The following is a 24,849-nucleotide window of genomic DNA, read 5'->3' as shown; positions in this document are numbered from 1 at the left end:
AGTCGAATAAAATGACATGTTTATCAATGAGGATTTACTTCATTCCCTATATACCTTCTTTACTTATCTCTGAATTTCCGATCCCAATGTCCATTAATGCAGGATAAATAAATACATTCTATCGAGTTAACCTTTTCTTATAAATTACGACTAGAAACACACATAACAATAGGATTGGAACTATTACAGTCCACTTATTAAATATAAATATCTCTGTACTCACTTTTTGTTTTTCTTTCTCGTTTAACTCCACACGCACACCTCGAACTAGCAATCTATTGGTGTTTACTCCATAAGGCGTACACGTAATTAAAGTTGTATAATCTTTATTTTCTACAATTTGTAGATCGTCCGTTTCGTGTGGTAACACTACTTTAATTTGATCTACTTTATAAGCAAGAACTTTGTCTAAAGAATGAATATAAAAGAGATCTCCTTCGCTCAACTTATCTAAATCTGTAAATAATTTTGCTGATGGTAAACCACGATGCCCTGTTAAAATAGTGTGCGTATTTTCTCCACCTATCGGGAGCGAAGAAAAATCTAAATGACCTATCCCGCGGCTCAATACTTCCTCAGATGTCCCTTGATAGATTGGCAGTTTTATATTAATTTTCGATATTTCAATATACCCCATTACATCTCCTAAATTTAACGCATCAGCATATGCTTGATGATTACTTTTTTTTTCAGAAAATGGATCAGTAAATGTTTTCGTGGAAGTGTGAACTTGTTTATTATATTCGGCTGCTTCTTTTTCCCTACGTTCGACTTCTTTCTTTTGTAGCGCTTTGATCTTCTTATCGTAAGAGCTAATCTCAGAATAATGTGCACGAGTCGCCAACCAATTACTAATAGTAGGATATAAAAAAACACCTAATCCAAATAAAAAAATACCTCCCAAAACAAGATTTCGTTTCATATTTCCACCTCTGTATATGCTTAAATATCGAAAAGAGGGAAGCATTTTGCTTCTCCCCTTTTCCCATAGTTACATGTTCCTAAAATCTTAATTATTAGCAAACTTTTTTCTAAAGAAAACAAATGCCGCTGTAACCATTAACGTAAGGCCTATTACAGTAAAAAGAGTCGTTCCTATGCCACCCGTTACCGGAAGAACCCATCCACTTTTATTATTTTCAATCGTTAATTTAACCGTTTGATTATTTTCGCTAATCTTTACATCAATGGGATCTTTTAATAATTGATAAGAAGCTTTTGTACCATCTTCTTTTGTATATGTTGGTGCTTTCGTTTCAAAAATTTGATAGTCTCCATATGGAATGTTAGACCATTTAATAACACCATTTTCATCTGATACACCTGTTACTTCTTTTCCTGCTACAACAACTATTTTTCCATTTTTATCTTTAAGTACAAACTCTGCACCTTTTAATTTATTCTTATTAGCACCATCAATTTTTGTTAACTCAATTATTCCAGTTGTCGGAACAACAACTACAGGTTTAGATTCCTTTTCTCCAATTACATCATTTTTATTTGTAAAATCAATTTTTGCTGTATTTAAAATTTCCGAACCAGATGGTACTCCTTCTTTTACTTGAGATTTAATTTGCAAATGAAATTCTTTTTTACCATCTAATTTTGTGAAATCTTTTACTGTAGCTGTTACTTTTTGACCTTCTATAGCTACCTCTACAATGCTTGCATTTACTTCTGCTCCATCAATTTTCACAATTGGCTTTCCTTGAATCACTAAACGATTATCCAAAGTATCTGTTACCACATATTTTTTGTATTCCTTAATGTCTTCTGGAATTAATGTTTTAATATCATAATTATAATTAGTTAACGGATTGATTGGTAACGCTTCCAATTTTCCGTTAATCTTTTTATCAATTATTGGTTCTTCATAGTTTTTCACTTCTAATTTAACTACTGTACCAGAAGTAATAGTTCCATCTTCATTAATTGTTCCGGAGTTCTTAACAAAAAACTCACGTTTAGTTGGATCTATTACATAGCCTTTCGGAGCTTTTGTTTCTTGGAAATAGTATTCTCCATACACCAATCCTTGCACGCGAATATGACCATTAGCATCTGTTACTAACTCTTTTTTCACTTCTGTACCGTCTTTTTTAAATAAAGAGAATACTGCACCTGCTAATGCTTTTTCATTTACACCAGTTTTTATTAAATCCACTGCACCACGTTTAACCTCATTTTTAGGATACATGTGAACATCATAGTTTAGCACCTTACCCTCTTTATTCGTTAATGGGATATCCACTGTATACGTATTGGGATTTAGATTAACATGTGGAGGTCCTGCCACTTCTTTCACCTCATAACGTCCTAGCGGAAGATCTTTTAATACAGCTTGTCCGTTATCATCTGTTACTACTTGCGTTGGAGTTGCTCCCATTACAGGTTTCACATCTTCTTTTACGATTTTCCCATCGTTTGAAATTTTTTCAAACGAGGCAACCTTTTTTACTTCAAACGTTACACCTTTTAATGGTTTCGCATCTTTTGGCACCTCTTGATTTGCAGAACCGTCACCTTCTAGTCCCTGCGCTCCATCTTTTTCTTGTTCATACTTATGAATCGTTAAAGTACCTTTAGATGGTGAATCTGCCTTTACTAATACACTAGACCATGTAGAAAATGTTAAGAATAACACTAAAAGCACACTAAATATTTTTTTCATTTCTCTTATCCCCTTTACTACTTCTATCATTTTAAAAATCTCTTTATTACTATTACCTTCTTAAAAGCAATAGTGTGCCAAGTATCAGATTTAAACGAATAACATAAAACATAGTCGTCCAACAATCCATTGTTTACAATCACTTATTCACTTTTCTTATCTTCTATTATTACGTTGTCTCTCCACATGATATATGTAATTTTCTCCCCTAAATTACACTTATATCTCTACTTCAAAAATCATTACATTTGTTACATAATAGCTTTCACTGCTAATTTCGACTAGTCACTTACTGTCAATCTATTAATTTCTCACTTCCTATCCCTATTTAAAATCCAACCTTAATCATTTTTAATACATATAAGTAATAACCAACAAATAAGTGTGACGATTCATATTTTACGCTACTGCCCAAAACTATTACCTGTATATTCAAATAATATGTGCTATTCATGTTAAATTATGGTATTATTCTTAGAAGTTTATAACTTTTATTTATATTTTTTATTAATAAAGATTTTCCGTTTCTACTTATGAAAAAAGGAATATATGTTTATTTAACTATTACGCATAACTGTAAGGAGGAAGAATATGACTAAAAAGCTCAGTCTAGTTGAGATAGAGTACATTTGCAATATGTTTTTCCAATCTTTTGAAATTCCAGTTTGTTTTTTAGATTGTAACAAAAATATTCTTTTAGAATTCACATCAAAAAATGATTCACATTCGTTGTATACATCAAAAATAGAACAGTTACATGTGCTTTTTCAGAGAAATGATACATATAATTCACCCATCTTCAGAACTCACGAACATCTAGGGCACTTCATTTTAATTCACATAAAGAGCGATTATATGGTGAACGGTACTGTTATTATTGGGCCCTTGGCACATGTAAATTTTTCTACAAGTAAAACGGATAGTAACCTTAATTTCATTCCAAATTATAAAAGAACAAGAGACCATTATTTTTCATTGTCAGTCAAAGATCAAAATTTCTTTGTAAATATAGCAATATTGTTCTATAACATTCTCTATAAAAAAAATTCAGATGTAAGCACCTTTTCAAATAACAGTGATTCACTTCATATAAGTCATAGCAGAATCTTAAACGAAGATGTATATATTTCAATGCAAAAAGACGAATCCATTTATCATAATTTATATATAGAGCAGCAATTACTTGGTTCTATAGAAAACGGGGATAAAGAAACCGTACTCAAATATTATTACGAATTCCAACAAGAGACTCTTTCATCTTTATCTTCATTCCATCAATTAAGACGTCATAAAAACATTTGTATTTCATCCATCACGCTCGCTACTAGATATGCGATAAAAGGGGGACTTCCATCTGGGATTGCTTACAAAATTTATGATTTACATATTCAAAGAACAGAAGATTTAAAAGACAAAGAATCTGTTTGGGATTTGTTAAAAAATGCTTTTTGTACCTTTGCAGACCGTGTAAAGGCACAAAAAACACAGCAACATTCACAGACTATTGCTATCTGCAAAAACTATATTTTTAAAAATATTTACAATCCAATATCTGTTAAACAACTTGCTAAATTTGCAAATGTGAATTCAGATTATTTATCTATATTATTTAAAAAAGAGGTCGGTATTTCATTAATTGAGTACATTCAACGTGAACGAGTCGAAGAAGCAAAGAAATTATTAACTTTCACCACCTATCCTTTATCAGACATATGCGCTTCGCTTAATTTTAGCGATCAAAGCTATTTCACTAAAATTTTTAAAAAATTCACCAACGAAACACCTGGTAAATACCGAAAATCTCATGTTGTCATTTAGAGTGACACTTCCATTAAAACAAAGTATTTTCAGTAACTTATCAATGGCAAATTAGAAGTACTCCTATATTCATGAGCTATAGGATTTATGCTATTTTCAAATCAAAAAACACGTTACTATTCTTTTATTTTAATGAGAATAGTAACGTGTTTTATATGTAATATAGTTCTGTAGACAAAATGGCATCCAACTGTAAATTTTTACAAAATCCAAATGTACCGCTTAACTACTAAAATCTTATTAAGTAAAAAATCCATATTTCTTTTTACTTACTTTCTACTTTATTTCTTCTGGATAATGAACTCTTTTCTTCAAACGAATAATCCCTACTATTATTTTTGTATCTTTCTAAATTTGCGAACCAAAATGAGTACTGTACCTGTAAGAATCATCAATATGCCGATTGCTGCACTGTTAGTTGTACTTACACCCGTCTTTGGAAGCTCCTTATATGTATATTCTTTTTTATCGGTATTACTGTTGTTTGTCTTATTAGCAAGACCATTAGGTTTGCTAGTTTCTTTATCTTTCACTAACACTTTTTGTATTGTATTTACCTCATTACCCACGGAATCTCTTACACTATATATTATTTCATAAGTACCAGCTTTAGTTATATCTATAGTTCCTTCATACGCTACTTTAGAAGTAAGGTCACCGTCTTCTTTGTCAGTAGCTGATACTCCTACTAACGGATCAAATTGATCACCCTCAGTAATTGAAGTTGTAGCAGGTACTTTTAGTATTGGTTTATCATTTTTAACTTCTTCTCTAACTTTGACCGTTACAGTTTGCTCCGCCGTTACTTCATGACCTTTAGAATCTGTAACCGTGTACGTTAATACGTAAGTACCAGCTTTAGATGTATCTACTTCACCATCAACTTTGATTTTAGAAGTGAGATCACCGTCTTCTTTATCGATAGCTAATACTTCTGCCATTGGAACAAATGAATCTCCTACATGAATTGTCGCTCCAACAGGCACTGTTAATTTAGGTTCTAAATCTGATGTTTCTCCATTTTTCTCTACAATTACAGTCTGTGTTGCCGTTGCATTCCGCCCTTGAGAATCAACAACCATGTATTCCATAATGTATGTACCTGATTTTGAAGTATCTACATCGCCTTTATGCTTTACTTTATTTGTTAAATCACCATCTTCCTTATCAACAGCTTTTACATTTCTCATTGGATCAAACGTATCTCCTACACGTAGTGTAATGGTACTCGGTACAGTTAACTCTGGCGCTTGGTTTTCTACTGTTTTTTCGTTTTCTTTCACTGTTCCTGTAATTTTTGCCGCATCAAAAGCATTTTGGACTGATTGAACTTCAATTGAGTTCGTTCCATATTTATTAGTTGCAACTGTAAGACATGCCAATCTCAATTCAGAGAAATCAGAAGTCATGTTTAATTCATCAGTATTTGCATAATAGAAAATATCAAACATTCTATCTTCACCAATACCATTTACATTTATACCGTTATGAGTACCACCTTGTGCAATTAAATACGCAACTTTATTAATAATACTTGAGTTAAAATGAACGCCTCCATAATCCTCTCCATTTAAATCATTATATTTACTATAATCATCAGGATACGGTAGTCCTTCTGAAAAATTAATTGCAGTTGGATTTTTCATATTACGAAAAGTCGATCCCGTTTGTTCTCCTATTGTCCAGTTAAATTCTCCATTATTTATGTATTTCTCTATAGCCGTTCCCATAATATCAGATAATGCCTCGTTAATCGCCCCAGATTCTCCTGAAAATTCAAGGTTAGATTCGCTAGATGTAACCGCATGTGTAAATTCATGACCCGCTATGTCGAACGCTTTTACCATAGGATCTCCATATAAAAGCATACTAATGTTATTAATATTAGTACTAAATGCATTCTCCCAATTTTCAGGATCATTTGTTCCTCCGGAATCCCATGCATGTACAACTGAAACTACTTTTTTCCCTTTATTATCAAAACTATTACGCTTATATTTTTCTTTATAAAAATCATATACCTTTGTTGCTAAGAAATGAGCGCTTACCGCCTTTGGATCATTAAATGTTGTTGAAACGCTAGTTGTTAGTATACCAGGATAATAACTTTCTTCATTTGTAATATCTCTATAATTTACATCATATGTCTCAATTCCTTGTCCTCTTGTGTAATCAGCAAGCGCATAATTCCCACTGGTCTGTTTAGAAATACCAAATGTACGAGTTACGCCTAAATCATCTTTTCCTGTTCCAGTTAATGATGTGAAATTGCTAGTTTTATTTTCCTTAACGGATTGAACATACTCTTCACTTATTTTCAAACTTGATTCTTGTACCATATCTTTTAACATTTCACCATTATGAGCATTCACTAAATAAGTTCCAGATACATAATTTGGTGTTGTAGCAGCAAATGTAACTTGATATGCATTGCTAGCCTGCCCATGATTTTCATCAACAAAAATAACCGTCTTAACTTCTGGTTCAGAAATGAATTTAGTCTCATTTCCGTACTTTTTATAAATATATTGTTTCGCTTCTTCTTTTGATAAATTAATAGGTTTCTTTAAATCTTCTTGTGTTAAATTTTGTGCACTAGCTCCTGAAATGCTTTTAATAATACCTTTTTTATCTACGTGAGCAGTCAACTGGTGGCCATACACTTCTTTTCCTTCATATATTTGTTGCATGCGCACAAGTGTAGTTCCATCATAAGAACCACGTTTTTGAAGAACCTTGTAATCTACTCCTGTTTCTGCACTAACTTGTTTTGGAGACAAAGCATGCTCCGTATTTTCCTTAAGTGCATCTTTCACTACATTCTCTGGCGCTTTTTTTGATGGTTGTGTAAGATCACCTGTACGGAACGAATCCTCTTGAATTTCAACTTGCATTTGAACAGGTTCCTCTGCATGACCTACTCCATATGGTGTTACACTTGTTAAAACGAATCCTGTTGTTAATGCAACTATAGCTATTTCTTTTTTATTTCCCATGATATTTACCTCGTATAAATTCCTATTATTTATATGAAACTGCTAAAATGTATACAATCTATTCCTAACATAAAAAGATGACTTTTGTAATCAACAAAAGCCACCTCTTTAATATGTAATATCCCTAAAATGTTTTTAATACATAATTTCTATACAAAAAAGAAAAAAGCATTCATTAACGAGCATTTTGCAATACTTTTATTAGGTCATTTATATTTTCAACTTTCTGATGAAACTGATCAAGTCTGCTATGTAGCAATGAAGGATTTTTATCTTCAGTTGAAATAACTTGTTTTAATTCGTTTTCTAATTTATCATACATATCAAAGAAATTATCAAATTCTACACTTACAAGCTCTTCATTTTCGCGATAGAATCTTTTTGCTTCTATATAAGTCATATATGATTTATTTAAAAATCCTAATGAAATTAAATATTTAGAAGTGTTTTCTTGATAAATAGCAATATCACACGCTATTTTAATATCAGAATAAGTCTTTTGAACAAGACAATGCAATTCAAAAATCTTAAACTTTAATCCATTATTCATTTCATCCCCTCCCATCGTATCTATTCTACATAAAATTAGAATATTATACAAAGAAAATTATTAGCATAAAATTGACAATTAAAAAGATAACTTAAGGATAAACAAATTCCTCTCATTACAAATTATATTTGAGAAGAATTTACCAACTTAACAGAAAAAATAAAAAGCGAAAAGAATAAATCCCTTCCGCTTTTAGAGTAATAAATACATTTCATATTGTGCTAAAGAATTCTTTTCAAATCCACATTTCTTTAAAAAACCATCCAGTAAATTATTGTTAGGAAACCCAATTGATAAACTTGATAAATGTAATTCTTCTCTTGCTACTTGTAATAATGTCATCCCAACACCAATATTTCTATAATCTTTGTCTACGAAAATAAAACTAATTTTACCTTGTTCATTTACACATAGAGAGCCTTTTAACTCATTATCGACATATGCACCATAAAATATATTATTTGTTTGTTCGATATAATCAATATCATTTTGCCAATTTATATGGAAGTTTAACCATTTCTGAATTTCATCTTTAAAAGTTGGAAATTCTAATTGTTTTACTTCAATATCCTTACAAACTTTATTCATTATTTTAGTCAAATCATTTAAATTATAATAAGAAAGATCGTACACTTTTTCATAGCCCAACTTATTATAAAAATGAATCGCTCGGTCGTTTCCTACAATGACTTCGAGAAAAAGTTGCTTACATCCATGTTGAATCGCCTCTTCTTTATGCAGTTCAAATAATTTTCGACTCACACCAATACCGCGATAATTAGGATGAACCGCCAATGTTCCGCAGCGCATAGTCTTTATACTTTCATAATCCTTTATACCACCTAGTATTACGCCAACAGATTTGTCACCGTCTAAAGCAAGAAAAGAATGTTCTAGCAAATTACCTTCTGGTCCCAAAAAACGTTGTATAAAATCCTCTTTTGAAACCTCCATCTTAATAATATAATCGGAAAATCCATCTTTAAAAGCTTCATATACTAAATCAATATTCACCTCACTACATCTTTTATATTGAATCATATAAAATTGTCCTCCAATTGGTTGTATTAAACTCAACATGTACCCATATAATATATTCCATCTATTATAAATTTCAGCTCTTAATTTGAAATGAACGGACATTTCCCTACATATAACTTACTATTAATTTGTTTTATAACAAACGGTGCAATATCTCCATTTTGAATTTTAATTCCTGGCATATCCACTAAACTCTCTTTTATATTTCCTATACCATTCCCCTCTATAACAAATGGTAATTTAACAACCGTCCAATCTACATCACTACTTTGGAGAATTTGTAACTCTTTATATTTATCTTGCATCATTTTTGGTAAAAATAATTTAAACAAGTTAGCCCCCATTTTATTTACAATCCCTTTCTGATCTCCAACAACATTTATAGAGCCACCAGAAATAAGAATATAACGTTTTATTTCATATTCCTTCATTACTTTTAAAATATGCTTTGTAACTGTACTAAAAATATAAGATTCATTTTTCGGTTGACCGACAGCATTAATCACAGCTCTACAACCTTGAAGTAATTCCTGGATTGAAGAAAAATCACGGGCATCTCCAATGATAACCTCTATATTCTCATTATTTATCGGCATATTTTTAGAATTTCTCGTTAATATTTTCACTTGAAATCCCTGTTCTAACGCTTCATTTATGAGGAATTTCCCGACTTTTCCATTCGCACCCAAAATAGCTATTTTATTTGTAGTTTCCAAGCTTAAAACCCTCTAACTATCTATTATTTACTACATTAATCTCATAAACACGTAAAAAAGCAATTAAATGCTCACATGCTCTTTCGCATGCTAGCATTTTAAAGATTTTTTGTTCTTCTTTCGTTTTATCATTCGCTTGATCTGAAGCAGCTTTTAAACATAGAAATGGTTTTTTATTTATTTGACACACATAGGCGAAAGCTGCTACTTCTTGATCAACTGCCAATGCTCCATATACGGTATGGAGTAAATATCTCATTTCTGAACTACGAATACGTTGATCTCCTGATAAAAATGTACCGAAATGTATTGGATCATACGATCGTATTTTTTTTATTCTTCTTACAAGTGATTTTGTTGTTTCAATAGGTGCTGTTCTACCGTTATATAAATTAAAAACATTTTCCCCTGAGCCAGCAGCAGTAACATCGTGTTGTATTGCGTTTAGTGCCACTACAATATGACCGTTTTTCACCTTGTTTGATAAACTTCCGCATATTCCTGTCATAAACAACTCATCTGGCTGAAACTCACTAATTAACAATTGTACACAACTAGCGCAGCTTACTTTACCGACACCAGTAACAACTGATATAATTTCCAGCTCATTAATAGTATGAAAATGAAATTCCCAAGCTGCTCTTTTTTCAACACGTTCACTCGGATAATGTTGATGCAAATATGTCAGTTCTGGTTCCCATGCAGATACAATTGCAATACGTTTCATTACACGCTTCACTTCCCCTATTGTCATTTAAATAAGTTATCTATACTTTCTCGTTCATAATCTGGAATCCATTCTTTGTATTTCTTATATAAATCTCGTATTATTTCTTTATTCTTCGCAATTACTTCACATCCTCTATCATCATACATAAACATGACAATATCTTTCGTTTCATTTATGAGAAATACATCTGGATAAGAAATTTCTTTTTTTCGTCCAAATCGAGGATACAGAGCAGAGAAATCCTCATGATTAGCAGCTTGTATAAGCGATTCATACTTAATATCTTCTACGAGACATTTTAAAGAAAATTGATATGTACAATATAAAGTGAAACTTTAATCAGTGGGGGTTTTGTTCATCCCCACTGATTATTAGTTGAACCAATCGGGCTTTTAGGGGCAGTTGATTCCCACCTACCTTCTTTGCTTTCGCTGAATTTTGAGGTGGGGGTCTTACTGCCCGTTAATGCGGGATAAATCTGCTTCTTCATCTTCAAATAGAAACGGTAACGTTTCTTGTCTTATATGAAATCTTAAATCTCTTTTCTTAATATATTTATTGTATACATTTATTTTCTGTGGAGTTTTTATGTTTTCCTTTTTAAATCTATAAACATTTGTCACTACAAACACTACATCTTCTTTTGAAAATATGTCTTCAAATAAGAATTTATTATATGTATATAGTTGAGAAAAGTATTCCATATTTAAATCGTCGGTTCCTTCTACAATTTGATATTTATCTTTTCCGAAATCAAAATGTAAATGATTTTCCCACTGAGATAATAAGTAGGGTCCTAATGTAACTCCTGGAAATGCTTGATTCATATATTCTTTTAATTGTATTTCCTTGTCCTTTCTACTGTACAATTCTTTTTAAATCCCAATATGCTTCTTCTAGCCACGGGTGTATAACTTTCAATGTATCTTTCCTTTCCCACAAATATGAAATATATACAAAAGCTGCTTTTTCCAAAGATTTTTCCAATCCTTTTTTTATTTCTATTAAATATGGTGGTGTCCCTTTTTGATCCCATTCTATTTTATCTGCAACAAATAATACTAAATCCATTTTCGTTGCATGTTTACGCAACGTTGTATGGCAACAAATTGCATTTAAAATTTCTTCATCTTCTACTTTAAATATTTCTTTTGCGATTACTCTCGATAATTTTTGATGAATAATCATAGGAAATTTTCTTTCTGCTTCCACTATTTCTACCCCAAATTCTTCAGTAACTGCAATCCGCTCCTCATTCGGAAAAATGCCACTAATATCATGTAAATATCCTGCAATTGCTGCTTTTTCTTTATCTACGTGAAACTTTTCCGCAATCTTTTTTACCTCATTTGCCAAACGCATTGAATGTTTATATGTAAACTCTTTATTATATTTTAGTAGAAAATCTTTAATATCATTTTCTATTTTTCCAGTTGGAGTAAATGAATATATATCATTATATAGCATAGAAAATCCCCCTTATAACTAACTTTCAGTATAATGTGGAATCTAAATATCCTTGTTATTTTATATTCGTTATTAATCTTTTTACTCCTTTTTAATACGTTACATGAAATTTTATACAGAATCATCGCTACAAGTACATAAATGTTTGATATTATAGTAATGTTGATGATTTGTAAGGAAAGGAACTACACAATGAATAAAAATATATTAATTATTGATGATGATAAAGAGATTGTTGAATTACTTGCTGTTTATTTGCGAAATGAAGGCTATAACATTTATAAAGCTTATGATGGCGATGAAGCATTGCAAAAGGTTTCTACATATGAAGTTGACCTTATGATTTTGGATATTATGATGCCAAAACGAAACGGATTAGAAGTTTGTCAGGAAGTACGTGAAAATAATACTGTACCAATTCTAATGCTTAGTGCAAAAGCAGAAGATATGGATAAAATATTAGGTCTTATGACAGGTGCCGATGATTATATGATCAAACCATTCAATCCATTAGAATTAGTAGCTAGAGTAAAAGCTTTATTACGAAGATCCTCTTTCCAAAATGCTACTTCGCAAAAGAATGAAGATGGTATTATTCGTATTCGCTCTGTTGAAATACACAAACATAATCATACTGTTAAAGTAAATGGAGAGTATATTAAACTCACTTCTATTGAATTCGATATTTTATATTTACTTGCGAGTAATACAGGAAGAGTATTTAGTTCAGAAGAAATTTTCGAACGCGTTTGGAATGAAGATGGTTATGGTTCAAATAAGACGGTAATGGTCCATATTAGCAACTTACGGGATAAACTTGAAACAGTAATGAATGGAGAAAAATTGATTCATACTGTTTGGGGAGTTGGCTATAAAATTGAGAAATGAAGCATTTGATATATTAAAAGATATTCCTAAATGGAAACTTATTTTTTGGCTCTTATTAGCTATCACACTCACTCCTATTACTGAATTAATTATTTATCGCCTCGTTACGAGTGTAATTGAGAGTTCACTTACTCTAACCGAACTTGGTAAAGAATTCATTCGAATTTTTGGTTATGAAAAGTATAAAGGGATTAAAGAGTCTTTATGGATGATGATTGTTTCTTATTTGTTTTTATTTTCTATTTTTTCATCCTATCTTTACATTTTTTATCGTCACGAGAGAAAACTTTACTATGAAACTTGTATTAAAAAAATGATAGAAGAAATTCGTTACATTGCAAATGGAAACTTCAATCATAAAGTTTCTATTGTAAATCATAACTATCTGGAAGAGTTAGCAATCGGGGTCAATGAAATTGTTGAACAATTAAAAGTCTCAATTGATGAAGAAAGACAAGCGGAACAAGCAAAAAGTGAACTTATTACAAATGTATCACATGACTTACGCACTCCTCTTACTTCTATAGTTGGATACGTAAATTTAATCCATCATGATAATTATAGAGATGAAGTGGAATTGCGATACTATATTCAAGTCATTTACGATAAAGTAACTCGTCTTAATGCATTAATGAATGACTTGTTCGAATATACACGTGTTCAAAATAAAGAATTAAGCTTGTATTCTGTCCCTATTGATATTGTAGAGTTACTTGGACAATTAACTGTTCAATTCCGCATACAGGTTCAAGAAGCTAATATAGAATGTCGGCCTTCTTTCCCGTCTCAAAAGCTCATGGTATTAGCTGATGGTGACAAATTAGTGCGTGTGTTTGAAAATCTTATTATAAACGCTATCGCTTATGGAAGCGAAGGTCGCTATATTGACCTTACTGCTTATGAAAGCAATAATATGATTACAATTGATATAACAAATTACGGACAACCTATTCCTAGTACGGATTTACCTCATATTTTTGAACGTTTTTATCGCGTTGAGAAATCACGCTCTACAAACACTGGTGGATCTGGACTTGGATTAGCAATTGCAAAAAGTATAGTCGAGTTGCATAAAGGAACAATTGAAGTATATAGTGATGACGAAAAAACAACATTCACCGTAAAACTACTTCCATACAAATGTTAATATTACAAATAAAAAGTTCAGTTTCTTATCATATAAGAAATTGAACTTTTTCTATTATTTCCCTAAATTTAATAATCCTTTATAATTCTTTAGAAATTCTTTACCTTTTCTTTCTTCCTAATTAAGCATTCCTTTTTACAATACTATTATTGATGTCATAATAGGAGGATCGCTTATGCAATTCTTAAAAAAATTCGCTATTTTATTATTATCTTTTTTCATTACTGCACTTATCGTTTTATATTTTTACCTTTATGTAAATGGTCCGATTATTCAAGCTAAATCAGCTATTTTAATAAATGCTAATTCGGGTGAAATTGTTTATAAAAAAAATGAAGAAACTCCAGTACAATCAGCTACTTTATCTAAATTAATGACAGAATATATCGTATTGGAGCAACTAAATGATAGAAAAATACAGTTAGATGACTTCGTACAAATAAGTAACGAAGTTTTCCGAGTAGAGACAAGCCCTATACAAGTAACATCGAATGATAAAACAACGGTTCGTGATTTACTTCATGCATTGCTACTGGCAGGGAATAATCGTTCTGCACTCGCTCTAGCAGAACACATTGCTGGAAATGAAGATAACTTTACAATATTAATGAATAAAAAAGCAAAAGAACTACAGTTATTACAACCATCTCCATTTCTAAACTCTACTGGAATTAATCATGATACAAATAAACAATCAACTACAACAGCAATAGACGCAGCTAAACTAGCTGCACGATTAGTAAAAGATTTTCCAGATGTATTGAATATTACGAAACTAACCTCTTACCAATTTACCTTCAAAGATTCCCAGGTTTTCAATACGAATAAAATGATATATTCCCTTAATGAAAACATTAAACTTCAAGGTGTTGATGGCTTACAAACTAGTTTTTCAACTAACGGTAATTATAGTTTTGTCAGTACAGCAGAACTAGGAGATACTAGACTAATTTCAGTAATATTAGATGCAGATGAAGAAAACATCTCATTTATTGAAACAAAAAAGTTGCTACAGTATGGTTTTGATCCTTCCTCGTACTCTGCACTCCAAGCTTTTAAAGACACCCTTACATCTTGGACAATATTGCTTCAGTTTAAAAACTTAATTATACAAACTATAATGATTTTCTTAATCATTACCACCTTAATGTTTTTACATATACGTCAGAAAAAATCCGAGGATTTCAATTAAGAAATCTTCTTATATATAAAAACCGACTTGCGTTTAAGATGCAAGTCGGTTTCTAATTCTATAATCCTCTTCCAATCAAATTTGCTGAAACTGGTTGCAAGTTTAACTCCCTCGCCCATATAGATAGCTGACCAATATGATGGATTTCATGTACGATTACATGTCTTAAAACTTCACCGTATGTATATGTTTTATCTGTCCACGAAGCATTAAACATCTTACATTCTAGACTAGATGACCACAACTGCAAAAAAGCTTTTAATTCTCGTTTATATAAATCAGATAACGCTTTCACTTTTTGAATCGATTGATAATCTTTAAATTGCGGTTCTCTATCATCTTCTCCTTGAAGAGCACTAATCCAACTATACTCTACATCTACAATATGAAATAATGTTTCTAAAATACCCCCAACACCACCAACACGTTTGCAAAGTAAATCTTCCTCTGAAAGTTGTTCACACCACTTAAACCAATCTTCTCTTACTTGCCAATTATATTGAAATAATGTGTACACATCTATCTCTCCCCTACTCCAATTATCCACCTAACAGCATCTGTTATATAATGTGGTTCATCTTTTTGAATATAATGACCACTTTGTTCTGCAATTATTAGTTTATTTTTGTTTGATAATCGTAATAATTCTTCTTGCAATTGTAACCATTTTATTTGTGCATCTTGCGAATAAAAAGCTTTTTTACCAGCTGCTAACACGACGAGTGGAATATTTCTCGTTGACTGACAATATTTATCTGCTTCACCCAGACTAAACATAAACTCTTCATAAGAACTTTCATGTACAAATTGTTTATAGTAAGCTTCTTGAAATTCTGGAGACATGATTTGCAAAAATGCTTCTTTATAATTTACTGGTGTAGAATCAACCAAAACCATTCCCAACATATCTTCAGGATAAAAATCCGTAAATAAACGTGCATTTATACCACCAAAAGAATGTCCTACAAAAATATAAGGTGGCTTCAGTTGTAAAAGATTTAAGCATGTTCTCAAATCTTTTACCATTTCAGAACTAATACGTTTCTTGGAACTCTTCCCGCTTTTGCCTAATCCAGCCCGATCGTATGTAAGTACCGTACCATATTCCGTCAGTCCTTCAGCAATTTGATTCCATGCCTTCGAATAATCGCCATAGCCTGATTCCAATATAATAACAGGCTGCTGCTTCTTTCCTTGGAGTATTTTCGTATACATTTTAAAATCAGTAACTTGTATATATTCCTCTATACATTTAACCATTGACAATCACTTCTCTTCGACCAAGTTCCTCTACAGCGTGATTAATTATTTCACTTACAGATAAAGAACCATCCAATACGATATCTGAATTCGGCTTAACAGTATGAATTGCCTCTAAATAAGCTTTTCTCGCATATGTCATGTAATGTTCCAAATCATTATATATTTCATCTATTGTACCTTCCTTAAAATCTCGCAAAATCCTTCTAGCCATCGCAATATCCAAAGGCGTATCAATAAATATAGTTACATCAATGAATTTTCGCATCTCACTATTTAAGTATGCAAAAGGATAATCTACAATAATATAGTCTAAGGTATTATTTTGTATAAGTTGCTCAATATCATGAATTAATGGTGTTAATACCCACTCGTCGTAATTCGCCCCATCATCAATCCATTTACAAATATCAGCGGGACAGTTATCAAATGTATAACTATCAAAATATAGAGCTTTTGAGTTTTTAAACTTATGCTTTAATCTTTCTGTAATTGTAGTTTTACCTCCCCCCGAAACAGCTGCAATTGAAATTATTTTTGTTTTATTATCCACTATACCCACCAAGCCCCTTTTGTTAACATAACATAATTATAAATCACTATTGTTGCTACTTCTTCCATTCATATTCTAACATACTCATTTCCCATAAATTCCAATACGTTTCTCCTACTCTTTTTGACTCTCTTAATAAGCCTTCTTTTACAAACCCTATTTTTTCGTAACATGAAATCGCCGATGTATTAAAATCATACACATCAAGAGTTACTCTATGTAGTTTTAATTCGTCAAAAGCAATATGAAGTACTGCTTTCATCATATGTTTTCCTATAGAACGTCCTCTCATCTTTGTATTACCAACTAATACTTTTCCAATTCTAGCGGACTTATTAATATTATCTATTTGCCCAAGCGAAATATGACCAATAACGTCTGAAGTCTCTTCATCTACCACTTTGAAAGCGAGTGTATTTGCACTTTCTATATACTTCTCTAATTGCTGTTCGTCTAAAGGAAATGTGAAGGCATTTCCTGACCATTGTATTAGAAATTCTTCGGAATTAATCCAGTTTATTAATTGTTTAAAATCAGATTTTTTAAAGATTTCTAGTTTGATCATTTCCATGCTCCTTTCGTACATCACTCTTTATAGCCTCAAACTTATTTCTATATAAAGAATATATTCTCCTTTTATATGAAATTAAAATAAAGCCATTCATGTGAATGGCTTTATAAAAAAACATAATTATGCTTTTTTCCTATGTCAACAATAGTTCAATAGCTTCAATTTTACATACAGATATAATTACCGTAACTACGCCAGCACTATTAGCAAGCCTTACAACATCACAAGTTACTGAAGAAACAGTTCCTTCAAAATTATTTCCTGTTGTAGTAATGCGCACTGCACTGTGTACTAATTTTTTAAGCTCGTCTCTAATTCCTTGAACACAGCAACAATCGCATTTTTTATTTTGTTCTTCATGTTCTTTTTTACACTCTTCGAAAGCATCCCAACAATCATCCTGTTTACATCTACACTTCTTTTTACAATTATTAAATCGAGACCCCAAAACCTCACCCCCTAATCCTTTCTATTAATAAAGTATGTCCACTTGCTTAAAAGGGTACGAGGCAAAAACATAGAAAGAAAAAAACAAACACTTGTACTAAACACTCTTTTCATTATTAATTATAAAAACAGACCTCTCATAATTAATATGTTGTTTAATGAGGAGAGTTGGATTCTGCTGTATTTAATGTTTAGATCCACTTTCTAAAACAAATCTTTTTTCTTTTAATAGGCCCCCCTCTCCCCGAAAGACGCACCCGTTTTTCCTTCGCTATTGTGAAATATACATTCAGAGAAGTGTACTCCAAAATAAGATATTATTTATAATCAGAATGTTTTCTTTAACAAATGTTCATGGGAAAATACCATAACTAGTAGTTCTGTCTATTATCTCTTAAAAATTAGCATTGTTTGTATGAACTCTATATCTAGTAGAAAATACTCTATCATATAAAAGGAAAATAGTAGGTTAATAAACAAGCCATTTTTTTATTAAAACATAGAATAATATGAACACTATTAAAAGGAGGTAGAAATGAATGTCTTGGAAAAATGATTGCTGGAGTTCTCAGAAAAAGCATTGTTGTGATGATTGGTGGAAATCTAAAGAAAAGTGTCATCGTGATGATGACTGGTGGAAATCTAAAGAAAAGTGTCATCGTGATGATGACTGGTGGAAATCTAAAGAAAAGTGTCATCGTGATGATGACTGGTGGAAATCTAAAGAAAAGTGTCATCGTGATGATGATTGGTGTTCTAAACGAAATAAGTGTCGCTGTAATTGTTTCTTTATTTGTTGCCATTGTAAAAGGAAAAATTGGTAATATTTTCGATGTCAACTGAAAGGAAAGAATATGTCTTTTGGGACCACTCGGGCTTTTACGGATAGTTGATCCCACACCTACTTCCTTACTTTCGTTGAATTTTGAGGTGGGGGCCTTACTGCCCGGCAAATAGCGGGATAAATACTAGAATGTAATATATAAAAAGCTGACTGAGTATAGTCAGCTTTTTGTCAATGAACACGTAAAGGCTTAAACAGACAGACATATATATTTACTGATTGGTGGGGTATTGAGAAAAAAAGCTGACTCTTATAAATCGATTTTTTAATTACTTCACGTACGCATAAAACTTTAGATGCTTATTGATTTGACGAATTCACCAATATTTTCATCAAAAAATTCATGCTATCTTTAATTAGTGCAATGCTTCATTGCTTAACGATTATCTTCAGGAGCCCTATAGACAATCGGGGTTTCTTTTATTTAAATAAAAATTTTGTTTAAACTTTACAAAACTCACCTATATTAAAATACCTTCTAAAATCCCTATTAAACATTTATAATACTTTTAAATGGTTTAAATTCTACAATCAGTAATGGAGGCATTTTAATGGGAAACATCCCAAAAATATCATCACACCAATCAAATCCAAATATACCCTCACAGCAAGTGAGCCCTAATACCCAACAAGGTAATATAAAAAAAACAAGACGCCGTATTATAACTACTTTAGTCTTTATATTACCTATAATTTTTGTCGTGCAATATTCTCTGAATAACCAACAAGAAATGATTAAAGAAAAACAAATCACGCTTAATACGGAGCAACAAAAATTATCTTCTGTAAAGAAGGATGGGCATTCCCTTAACAATGATGTCAAGGCTTTAACAAGTAGTGAAGAAGAAATTTTAAAATTCGCAAGGAAACTGTATGGATTTTCTAAACCGAATGAAACTATATTTCAAATAACTGAATAAAATTACACTGCATTACCCAAAAGGCGATTTGAAGATAATCGCCTTTTTATATTTAATCTCTAAAGGAATCATACGAATCTCTCTTTCTATCATATAACTACTTTGTTTAATTTGTTAAAATACAATCACTTGTCCATTTCACTTTACTCTATCATTACATTTACTATTAGTAATACGATTTTTAGAGGTGATAAATAATGGACGAGTTTTTATCTTTTGCTGCACATAATCCGGGTTCTATTGGACCTACACTTCCACCTGTTCAACCCTTTCAATTCCCTACCGGTCCCACCGGTTCTACAGGACCAACTGGACCAACCGGGCCAACTGGGCCAACTGGACCAACTGGACCAACTGGACCAACTGGACCAACTGGATTTAATCTTCCTGCTGGGCCTGCATCTATTACTTTGACTTCTAACGAAACCACAGCATGTGTATCCACTCAAGGAAATAATACTTTATTTTTTTCTGGGCAAGTATTAGTAAACGGTAGTCCTACTCCAGGGGTAGTGGTCAGTTTTTCATTTAGTAACCCAGCTCTTGCTTTCATGGTTCCTCTTGCTGTCATTACCAATGCTTCAGGTAACTTTACCGCTGTATTTCTAGCCGCTAATGGGCCTGGAACAGTAACTGTTACTGCTTCACTTCTTGATTCTCCTGGAACAATGGCTAGCGTCATTATTACCATTGTGAATTGTCCGTAATAATTATATTTTTAAGAACTATGCAATTTCTGATAAAAGAGCACTGATTTATGAAGTGACCCCTAAAAGTTAGACACGGTTATTTCATTAGGCAGCTTGATAAAAGTGAGTCCGGTATTGTACCGGGCTCATTTTTAATTTTGCCTTAATCCGTTTCGTATTATAATAATCTATATATTTTTCTAATTCTATTTTAAAGTGCTCTACATTTTCAAATTCTTTTATGTAGAGGAACTCCGACTTCATAATCCCAAAGAAATTTTCTATTACTGCGTTGTCGTAACAGTTTCCTTTTCGAGACATACTCTGGACGATAGCTCTTGATTCAAGTGTCCGGACGTACTGTCTCATTTGATAATGCCATCCTTGATCCGAATGCATCAGTAGCTGGTGGGTTTCGGGTAAACGTTCCAATGCTTTCTCTAACATGTCTGAAACAAGCGAATACGTCGGTCTAGAACCAATTGTATAGGTAATAATTTCACCATTATACAAATCTAATACAGGTGATACATACAGTTTTTCTCCAAACAATTTAAACTCTGTGATGTCTGTTACCCACTTTTGATTCGGTGCATCTGTATGAAAATTACGCTCTAAAATATTAGGTGCAATTCTACCGACTTTTCCTTTATAGGATTTATATTTCTTCATACGCACAACACACTTTAACCCAAGCTCTTTCATAATGCGCTGAACCTTCTTGTGGTTCACTTTCTGGCCACGATTCGTTAATTCATCACGAATGCGACGGTAACCATAACGACCTTCATTTTCCTCATAAATCGCTTTAATCTCAGCTTTCAAATCGGCATCTACATCTGGACGATTCATTTTCTTTACTAAATCATAATACGTGCTTCGAGGAATAGTAGCTAGCTCCACGAGTGCTTTGACCGAATATTTATGCCTTAATTCATAGACTACTTGCGCTTTGTCTTGTTTTGTGATTTTTCCTTGTTTTGAACTAAGGCATTTAACTTTTTTAAGTACTCATTTTCCATCTCAAGCTGTTTAATGCGTGCTTCAAGTGCTTCGACTGACCCTTCAGCTAAAGGTTGTTTTAATTGTTTATTTGAATCTTTTTTCATGGATGGACGCCCCTTTTTCTTAGATTGAAGGGCATCAATTCCTTGTGTTTCGAGCTGTTTTTTCCAAACAGAAATCGTTGAAGGGGCAGGAATATTAAAGATAGCTGCCGTCTCAAATAAGGACATACCGTTTTCAATCATAAAGTTTAGTACGTCTAGTTTAAATTGTTGTGTGTAATTTGTACATCGTTTTAGAAAAGCTTCCAGACCATTCTGTTTATATTGGTTTACCCAATTCAAAATGATTGTGTCACTTATACCGAGCGATCTACCCAGTTCTCGATAACTTTCATTTCCGTTCAAATAACGTAGAACGATTTGTATTTTTTCATCAGCTGTAAATTTAGCCATAGAAAAACTGCACCTCCAATTGTTAGACTGTGTCTAACAATTGGGGTGCAGTTCATTATAGTGCTCTTTTATCATTTGGGTGCGCCTTTCAAATTAAATTTTGTAACGCCCTACTAAAATAACGCTTTTATTTAGATTAATGATTTTTGTATTTTTTAATTTTTTCATCACAAGTAATTTTTATAATTAGTTAATTTCTCAATTTAGTTTGTGTATATAATTCCATTCAAAGATACATAATACCCACGTAACTATTTAAAAACATTTCGTTTTTATATCTAAGTTCAAAAAGGAGCTACATAACATGGATAAAAAAGATATATTAAGTCAACAACTTGATCATGTGTCATCAGATGCGCTAAATACTCCTAGTAAGGCCCAAGAGCAAATGCAAGAAACATCTCAACAGGCACATAATTCAAACAAAAAGGGTAGCACTCAATCTTTACATGTTGAAGATTTACCACATTAAGACATATATACTACAACGAACAAATAGTAAATTTCAAGGGGGAAATCTTAAGATCGAGTGAACTTAATTTTTTCTCCTTTTTCTATTGAAAGTCACTTTAATAGAAAATCTGTACACATCTTTGACAGATCCACCATCGTAACCTCCTGAAAATTCGTGATAATATTTTTTGTCGAATACGCTGAATTTCGACATTGTACGACATATATTATCTCCCTTAGTGAATCCCTGTCCCTCAGGGATTTCTCCTTTTATTAAATACTCTTCGCTTCACTAAATTTTCATCCTTAATAAAATTTAATTACTCCAATGAATAAACATGCGACAGTATCGTGTTTTGATAAAAACTATAAAACAAACTTAACACTAAGAGTAGAATTTTTCTTCTTCTCTTTTTATAAACATAAAAAGAAGCTCTATTTATATAGAGCCCCTTTCTAATTTTATAATTTACTAGACTGTAACCCCTGGATAAACGGTACTACTTCAGGATTTACAAGCGATGATAAATCACCTAATTCTTTTCCTAAGTAAGCTGCTTTAATAACACGGCGCATTACTTTAGAATTACGTGTTTTCGGTAAATCTTCTACAACGTGGATATCTTTAGGACACAACGCTTTTCCAATATGTGAGTTTACTAAACTCATTAATTCTTTCTTTAAATCTTCTGTAAATATTACCCCTTCTCGTAATACAGCAAAGCAATGACAAACTTCACCTTTCACTTCGTCAGGTACACCAATTGCAGCAGCTTCGATTACATCGTTATGTTTCACAAGAATAGATTCATATTCAGCAGGTCCAATACGTTTACCTGCAATATTTAACGTATCGTCTGAACGCCCTGTGATGATATATTGTTCACCATCGTAAATGACCCAGTCACCGTGGACCCATTTATTTTCAAAACGCGACCAATATGTGTTCACGTAACGTTCATCATCTTCCCAGAAGCTTTTCGTCATACCTACCCAAGGTTTCTCTAAGCATAATTCTCCGACTTCATCTCGAATTGGTTTACCTTGATCATCCAGTACGACAGCTGCCATTCCTGGTAAAGATGCGTTAAAACTAATCGGTGCGATTGGCTTAATAAGAACATTACCGAAAATCCCACCAGAGATTTCAGTTCCACCTGAGTAGTTACAGATTGGAACATTTCCTTTTCCAACTGTTTCAAACAGCCACATCCATGGATCAGGATTCCAAGGTTCTCCTGTTGATGCGAATACTTCCAAACTCTTTAAAGAATGTTTATTGACATACTCATCACCTTTTGCCATTAATGCTCGGATTAACGTTGGCGAAATACCTAGATGAGTAATTTCATATTTATCAACTGTCTCCCATAACCGGTCTGCTTCTGGGAAGTCTGGAACACCTTCGTACATAACCATCGTTGCTCCATTAATGAGTGAACCGAATAATAAAAATGGCCCCATCATCCAACCCATATCAGTTACCCATAATACACGATCACCTTGTTTAATATTCATTCCAAATCCTGCATCAAAAGCTGCTTTCAAAGGAAATCCTGCATGCGTGTGTACTGTTCCCTTCGGCTTACCAGTCGTTCCTGATGTATAAATGAGCATTAATGGATCATCACTTTGCATTTCCTCGGCATGTATGAATGGTTTTTCTTTTTCTAGCGTACTCCACGAAAAGTCATAGTTATGTGGTGTAAAATCATTTCCTGCATGACGAACGATAACAACTTTTTCAACAGTTGGGCAATGTTCACAAGCTTTATCTACTTCATCTTTTAAAGAAACAATTTTACCTCGGCGGGAAAATCCATCTGCGGTAATAATCATTTTTGAACCTGCCGCTTGCACTCGTGTCATGACTGCATCAGACGCAAAGCCTGAGAATATTGGTGAAATAATTGCTCCGATTTTCATTACAGCTAGCATCGCAACAACTGTTTCTGGAATCATCGGCATATAAATTGTTACACGGTCACCTTTCTCAATACCCGCGTGTTTCAAACCATTGGCAACACGGCTTACCCAGTTATCAAGCTCTTCATATGTAAATGATTTTGAAGTTCCATTTTCCCCTTCGTACTGAAGTGCTGGCTGTATTCTCGTCTCTTCATCCGCAAGCCAGCGGGATAAAGCTGATTCTACAACGTTACATGTTCCGCCATTATACCACTGTGCAAACGGTGTACCATTTTCTAAATCTAACACTTCTGTATAAGGTTTCATCCATTGATAGTCAACTGCTTTTTCTGCCTCTCCCCAAAACCAAGCTGTTTCCTCAATAGATTTATTATAAAAAGTTTCATAATCTTCATATCCCAATGATTTCATCCAACCATATAAACGTGTTTTTTCCTTGTACTCTTCTGTTGGAAACCAAACTGCTTGTTTCAATATTTTCCCCTCCTTAACTTTTTGAGCAAGAAA

At 32.5% G+C, this 24,849-nt stretch carries 23 protein-coding genes and 2 pseudogenes; 8 read left to right on the top strand and 17 right to left on the bottom strand.

Annotated elements, in window-relative coordinates:
• Positions 1-118: 118 nt before the first annotated feature.
• Entirely contained in the window at positions 119-922 is an 804-nt protein-coding gene (locus tag AC241_RS12525; protein ID WP_075719284.1) for a class C sortase, read from the bottom strand.
• Positions 923-1,009: 87 nt separating this feature from the next.
• Positions 1,010-2,671, bottom strand: a complete 1,662-nt coding sequence (locus AC241_RS12520) for a SpaA isopeptide-forming pilin-related protein (protein WP_080990887.1) — start codon at positions 2,669-2,671, stop codon at positions 1,010-1,012.
• Between the two features lie 591 nt (positions 2,672-3,262).
• Between AC241_RS12520 and AC241_RS12515 the strand changes: the two genes are divergently transcribed.
• Positions 3,263-4,489 carry an AraC family transcriptional regulator gene (locus AC241_RS12515; protein ID WP_016081546.1) on the top strand — a complete coding sequence of 409 codons (1,227 nt, stop codon included), beginning with the start codon at positions 3,263-3,265 and terminating at the stop codon, positions 4,487-4,489.
• A 332-nt stretch (positions 4,490-4,821) separates the two neighbouring features.
• Here the strand turns inward: AC241_RS12515 and AC241_RS12510 are convergent, their stop codons facing one another.
• The 8 genes and pseudogenes from AC241_RS12510 to yqeK form a co-directional block, all read right to left on the bottom strand.
• Positions 4,822-7,485, bottom strand: coding sequence for a M4 family metallopeptidase (locus AC241_RS12510; RefSeq protein WP_050843661.1), 2,664 nt, complete (start codon positions 7,483-7,485; stop codon positions 4,822-4,824).
• A gap of 175 nt (positions 7,486-7,660) precedes the next feature.
• Positions 7,661-8,035 (bottom strand): hypothetical protein, encoded by a 375-nt coding sequence (locus AC241_RS12505; RefSeq protein WP_016081548.1) that lies wholly within the window; start codon positions 8,033-8,035, stop codon positions 7,661-7,663.
• 192 nt (positions 8,036-8,227) lie between these two features.
• Positions 8,228-9,076 carry a GNAT family N-acetyltransferase gene (locus tag AC241_RS12500; protein WP_050843659.1) on the bottom strand — a complete coding sequence of 283 codons (849 nt, stop codon included), beginning with the start codon at positions 9,074-9,076 and terminating at the stop codon, positions 8,228-8,230.
• 80 nt (positions 9,077-9,156) lie between these two features.
• Positions 9,157-9,792, bottom strand: coding sequence for an SDR family oxidoreductase (locus tag AC241_RS12495; protein ID WP_050843657.1), 636 nt, complete (start codon positions 9,790-9,792; stop codon positions 9,157-9,159).
• A gap of 16 nt (positions 9,793-9,808) precedes the next feature.
• Positions 9,809-10,546 (bottom strand): 5'-methylthioadenosine/S-adenosylhomocysteine nucleosidase, encoded by a 738-nt coding sequence (gene mtnN, locus AC241_RS12490; protein ID WP_029442355.1) that lies wholly within the window; start codon positions 10,544-10,546, stop codon positions 9,809-9,811.
• A pseudogene (locus tag AC241_RS34290) lies at positions 10,543-10,848 on the bottom strand (DUF3885 domain-containing protein); the annotation flags it as partial. The gene mtnN and the pseudogene AC241_RS34290, both read right to left, overlap by 4 nt.
• 150 nt (positions 10,849-10,998) lie before the next feature.
• Positions 10,999-11,367: pseudogene (locus AC241_RS12480) on the bottom strand (DUF3885 domain-containing protein); the annotation flags it as partial.
• Positions 11,368-11,380: 13 nt separating this feature from the next.
• On the bottom strand, positions 11,381-11,989 hold the full coding sequence (yqeK, locus tag AC241_RS12475; RefSeq protein WP_050843655.1) for a bis(5'-nucleosyl)-tetraphosphatase (symmetrical) YqeK: 609 nt from the start codon (positions 11,987-11,989) through the stop codon (positions 11,381-11,383).
• A 192-nt stretch (positions 11,990-12,181) separates the two neighbouring features.
• Between yqeK and AC241_RS12470 the strand changes: the two genes are divergently transcribed.
• The 3 genes from AC241_RS12470 (at position 12,182) to AC241_RS12460 (ending at position 15,216) form a co-directional block, all read left to right on the top strand.
• Positions 12,182-12,877 carry a response regulator transcription factor gene (locus tag AC241_RS12470; RefSeq protein ID WP_001038809.1) on the top strand — a complete coding sequence of 232 codons (696 nt, stop codon included), beginning with the start codon at positions 12,182-12,184 and terminating at the stop codon, positions 12,875-12,877.
• Entirely contained in the window at positions 12,867-14,024 is a 1,158-nt protein-coding gene (locus AC241_RS12465; RefSeq protein ID WP_029442353.1) for a sensor histidine kinase, read from the top strand. Before AC241_RS12470 ends, AC241_RS12465 begins: the two co-directional genes overlap by 11 nt.
• 175 nt (positions 14,025-14,199) lie before the next feature.
• A complete protein-coding gene (locus AC241_RS12460) occupies positions 14,200-15,216 on the top strand; it encodes a D-alanyl-D-alanine carboxypeptidase family protein (RefSeq protein WP_029442352.1) in 1,017 nt (338 codons plus the stop codon).
• 58 nt (positions 15,217-15,274) lie between these two features.
• On the opposite strand, the gene AC241_RS12455 is transcribed toward AC241_RS12460, so the two are convergent.
• The 5 genes from AC241_RS12455 to exsK all read right to left on the bottom strand — a co-directional run bounded on the left by AC241_RS12455 (position 15,275) and on the right by exsK (position 18,048).
• Entirely contained in the window at positions 15,275-15,733 is a 459-nt protein-coding gene (locus AC241_RS12455; RefSeq protein WP_016081554.1) for a DinB family protein, read from the bottom strand.
• Positions 15,734-15,735: 2 nt separating this feature from the next.
• Positions 15,736-16,476, bottom strand: a complete 741-nt coding sequence (locus tag AC241_RS12450) for an alpha/beta fold hydrolase (protein WP_029442350.1) — start codon at positions 16,474-16,476, stop codon at positions 15,736-15,738.
• Complete coding sequence (locus AC241_RS12445) at positions 16,469-17,038, bottom strand: nucleoside/nucleotide kinase family protein (protein WP_413541761.1); 570 nt, start codon at positions 17,036-17,038, stop codon at positions 16,469-16,471. Before AC241_RS12445 ends, AC241_RS12450 begins: the two co-directional genes overlap by 8 nt.
• A 46-nt stretch (positions 17,039-17,084) precedes the next feature.
• Entirely contained in the window at positions 17,085-17,594 is a 510-nt protein-coding gene (locus tag AC241_RS12440; RefSeq protein WP_050843653.1) for a GNAT family N-acetyltransferase, read from the bottom strand.
• A gap of 139 nt (positions 17,595-17,733) precedes the next feature.
• Complete coding sequence (exsK, locus tag AC241_RS12435; RefSeq protein WP_016081557.1) at positions 17,734-18,048, bottom strand: exosporium protein ExsK; 315 nt, start codon at positions 18,046-18,048, stop codon at positions 17,734-17,736.
• A 551-nt stretch (positions 18,049-18,599) separates the two neighbouring features.
• Here exsK and AC241_RS12430 point away from each other — a divergent pair.
• From AC241_RS12430 to AC241_RS35885, 3 genes are all read left to right on the top strand, one after another.
• On the top strand, positions 18,600-18,890 hold the full coding sequence (locus tag AC241_RS12430) for a hypothetical protein (protein WP_050843651.1): 291 nt from the start codon (positions 18,600-18,602) through the stop codon (positions 18,888-18,890).
• 552 nt (positions 18,891-19,442) lie between these two features.
• On the top strand, positions 19,443-19,811 hold the full coding sequence (locus AC241_RS12425) for an FtsB family cell division protein (protein ID WP_050843649.1): 369 nt from the start codon (positions 19,443-19,445) through the stop codon (positions 19,809-19,811).
• A gap of 197 nt (positions 19,812-20,008) precedes the next feature.
• Positions 20,009-20,518 (top strand): exosporium leader peptide-containing protein, encoded by a 510-nt coding sequence (locus tag AC241_RS35885; protein WP_050843646.1) that lies wholly within the window; start codon positions 20,009-20,011, stop codon positions 20,516-20,518.
• Positions 20,519-20,605: 87 nt separating this feature from the next.
• Here AC241_RS35885 and AC241_RS32895 read toward each other — a convergent pair.
• Positions 20,606-21,960, bottom strand: a protein-coding gene (locus AC241_RS32895; protein ID WP_098630116.1) for an IS3 family transposase whose coding sequence is annotated in 2 segments (ribosomal slippage) — positions 20,606-21,507 and positions 21,507-21,960 — 1,356 coding nt in all. Because the reading frame shifts where the segments join, the coding sequence is not laid out codon by codon here.
• A gap of 304 nt (positions 21,961-22,264) precedes the next feature.
• On the opposite strand from AC241_RS32895, the gene AC241_RS34770 reads away from it, so the two are divergent.
• Complete coding sequence (locus tag AC241_RS34770; protein WP_016081562.1) at positions 22,265-22,432, top strand: hypothetical protein; 168 nt, start codon at positions 22,265-22,267, stop codon at positions 22,430-22,432.
• 443 nt (positions 22,433-22,875) lie between these two features.
• Here AC241_RS34770 and AC241_RS12405 read toward each other — a convergent pair whose 3' ends face one another.
• Positions 22,876-24,816: an AMP-binding protein gene (locus AC241_RS12405; protein WP_029442752.1), complete on the bottom strand. Its 1,941-nt coding sequence runs from the start codon at positions 24,814-24,816 to the stop codon at positions 22,876-22,878.
• Positions 24,817-24,849 lie beyond the last annotated feature (33 nt).

The sequence above is a fragment of the Bacillus thuringiensis genome, assembly GCF_001182785.1.
GTDB classification, from domain to species: Bacteria; Bacillota; Bacilli; order Bacillales; family Bacillaceae_G; genus Bacillus_A; species Bacillus_A thuringiensis_S.
The sequence above is the reverse complement of the archived record's forward strand: the minus strand, read 5'-3'. Positions and strand labels throughout refer to the sequence as shown.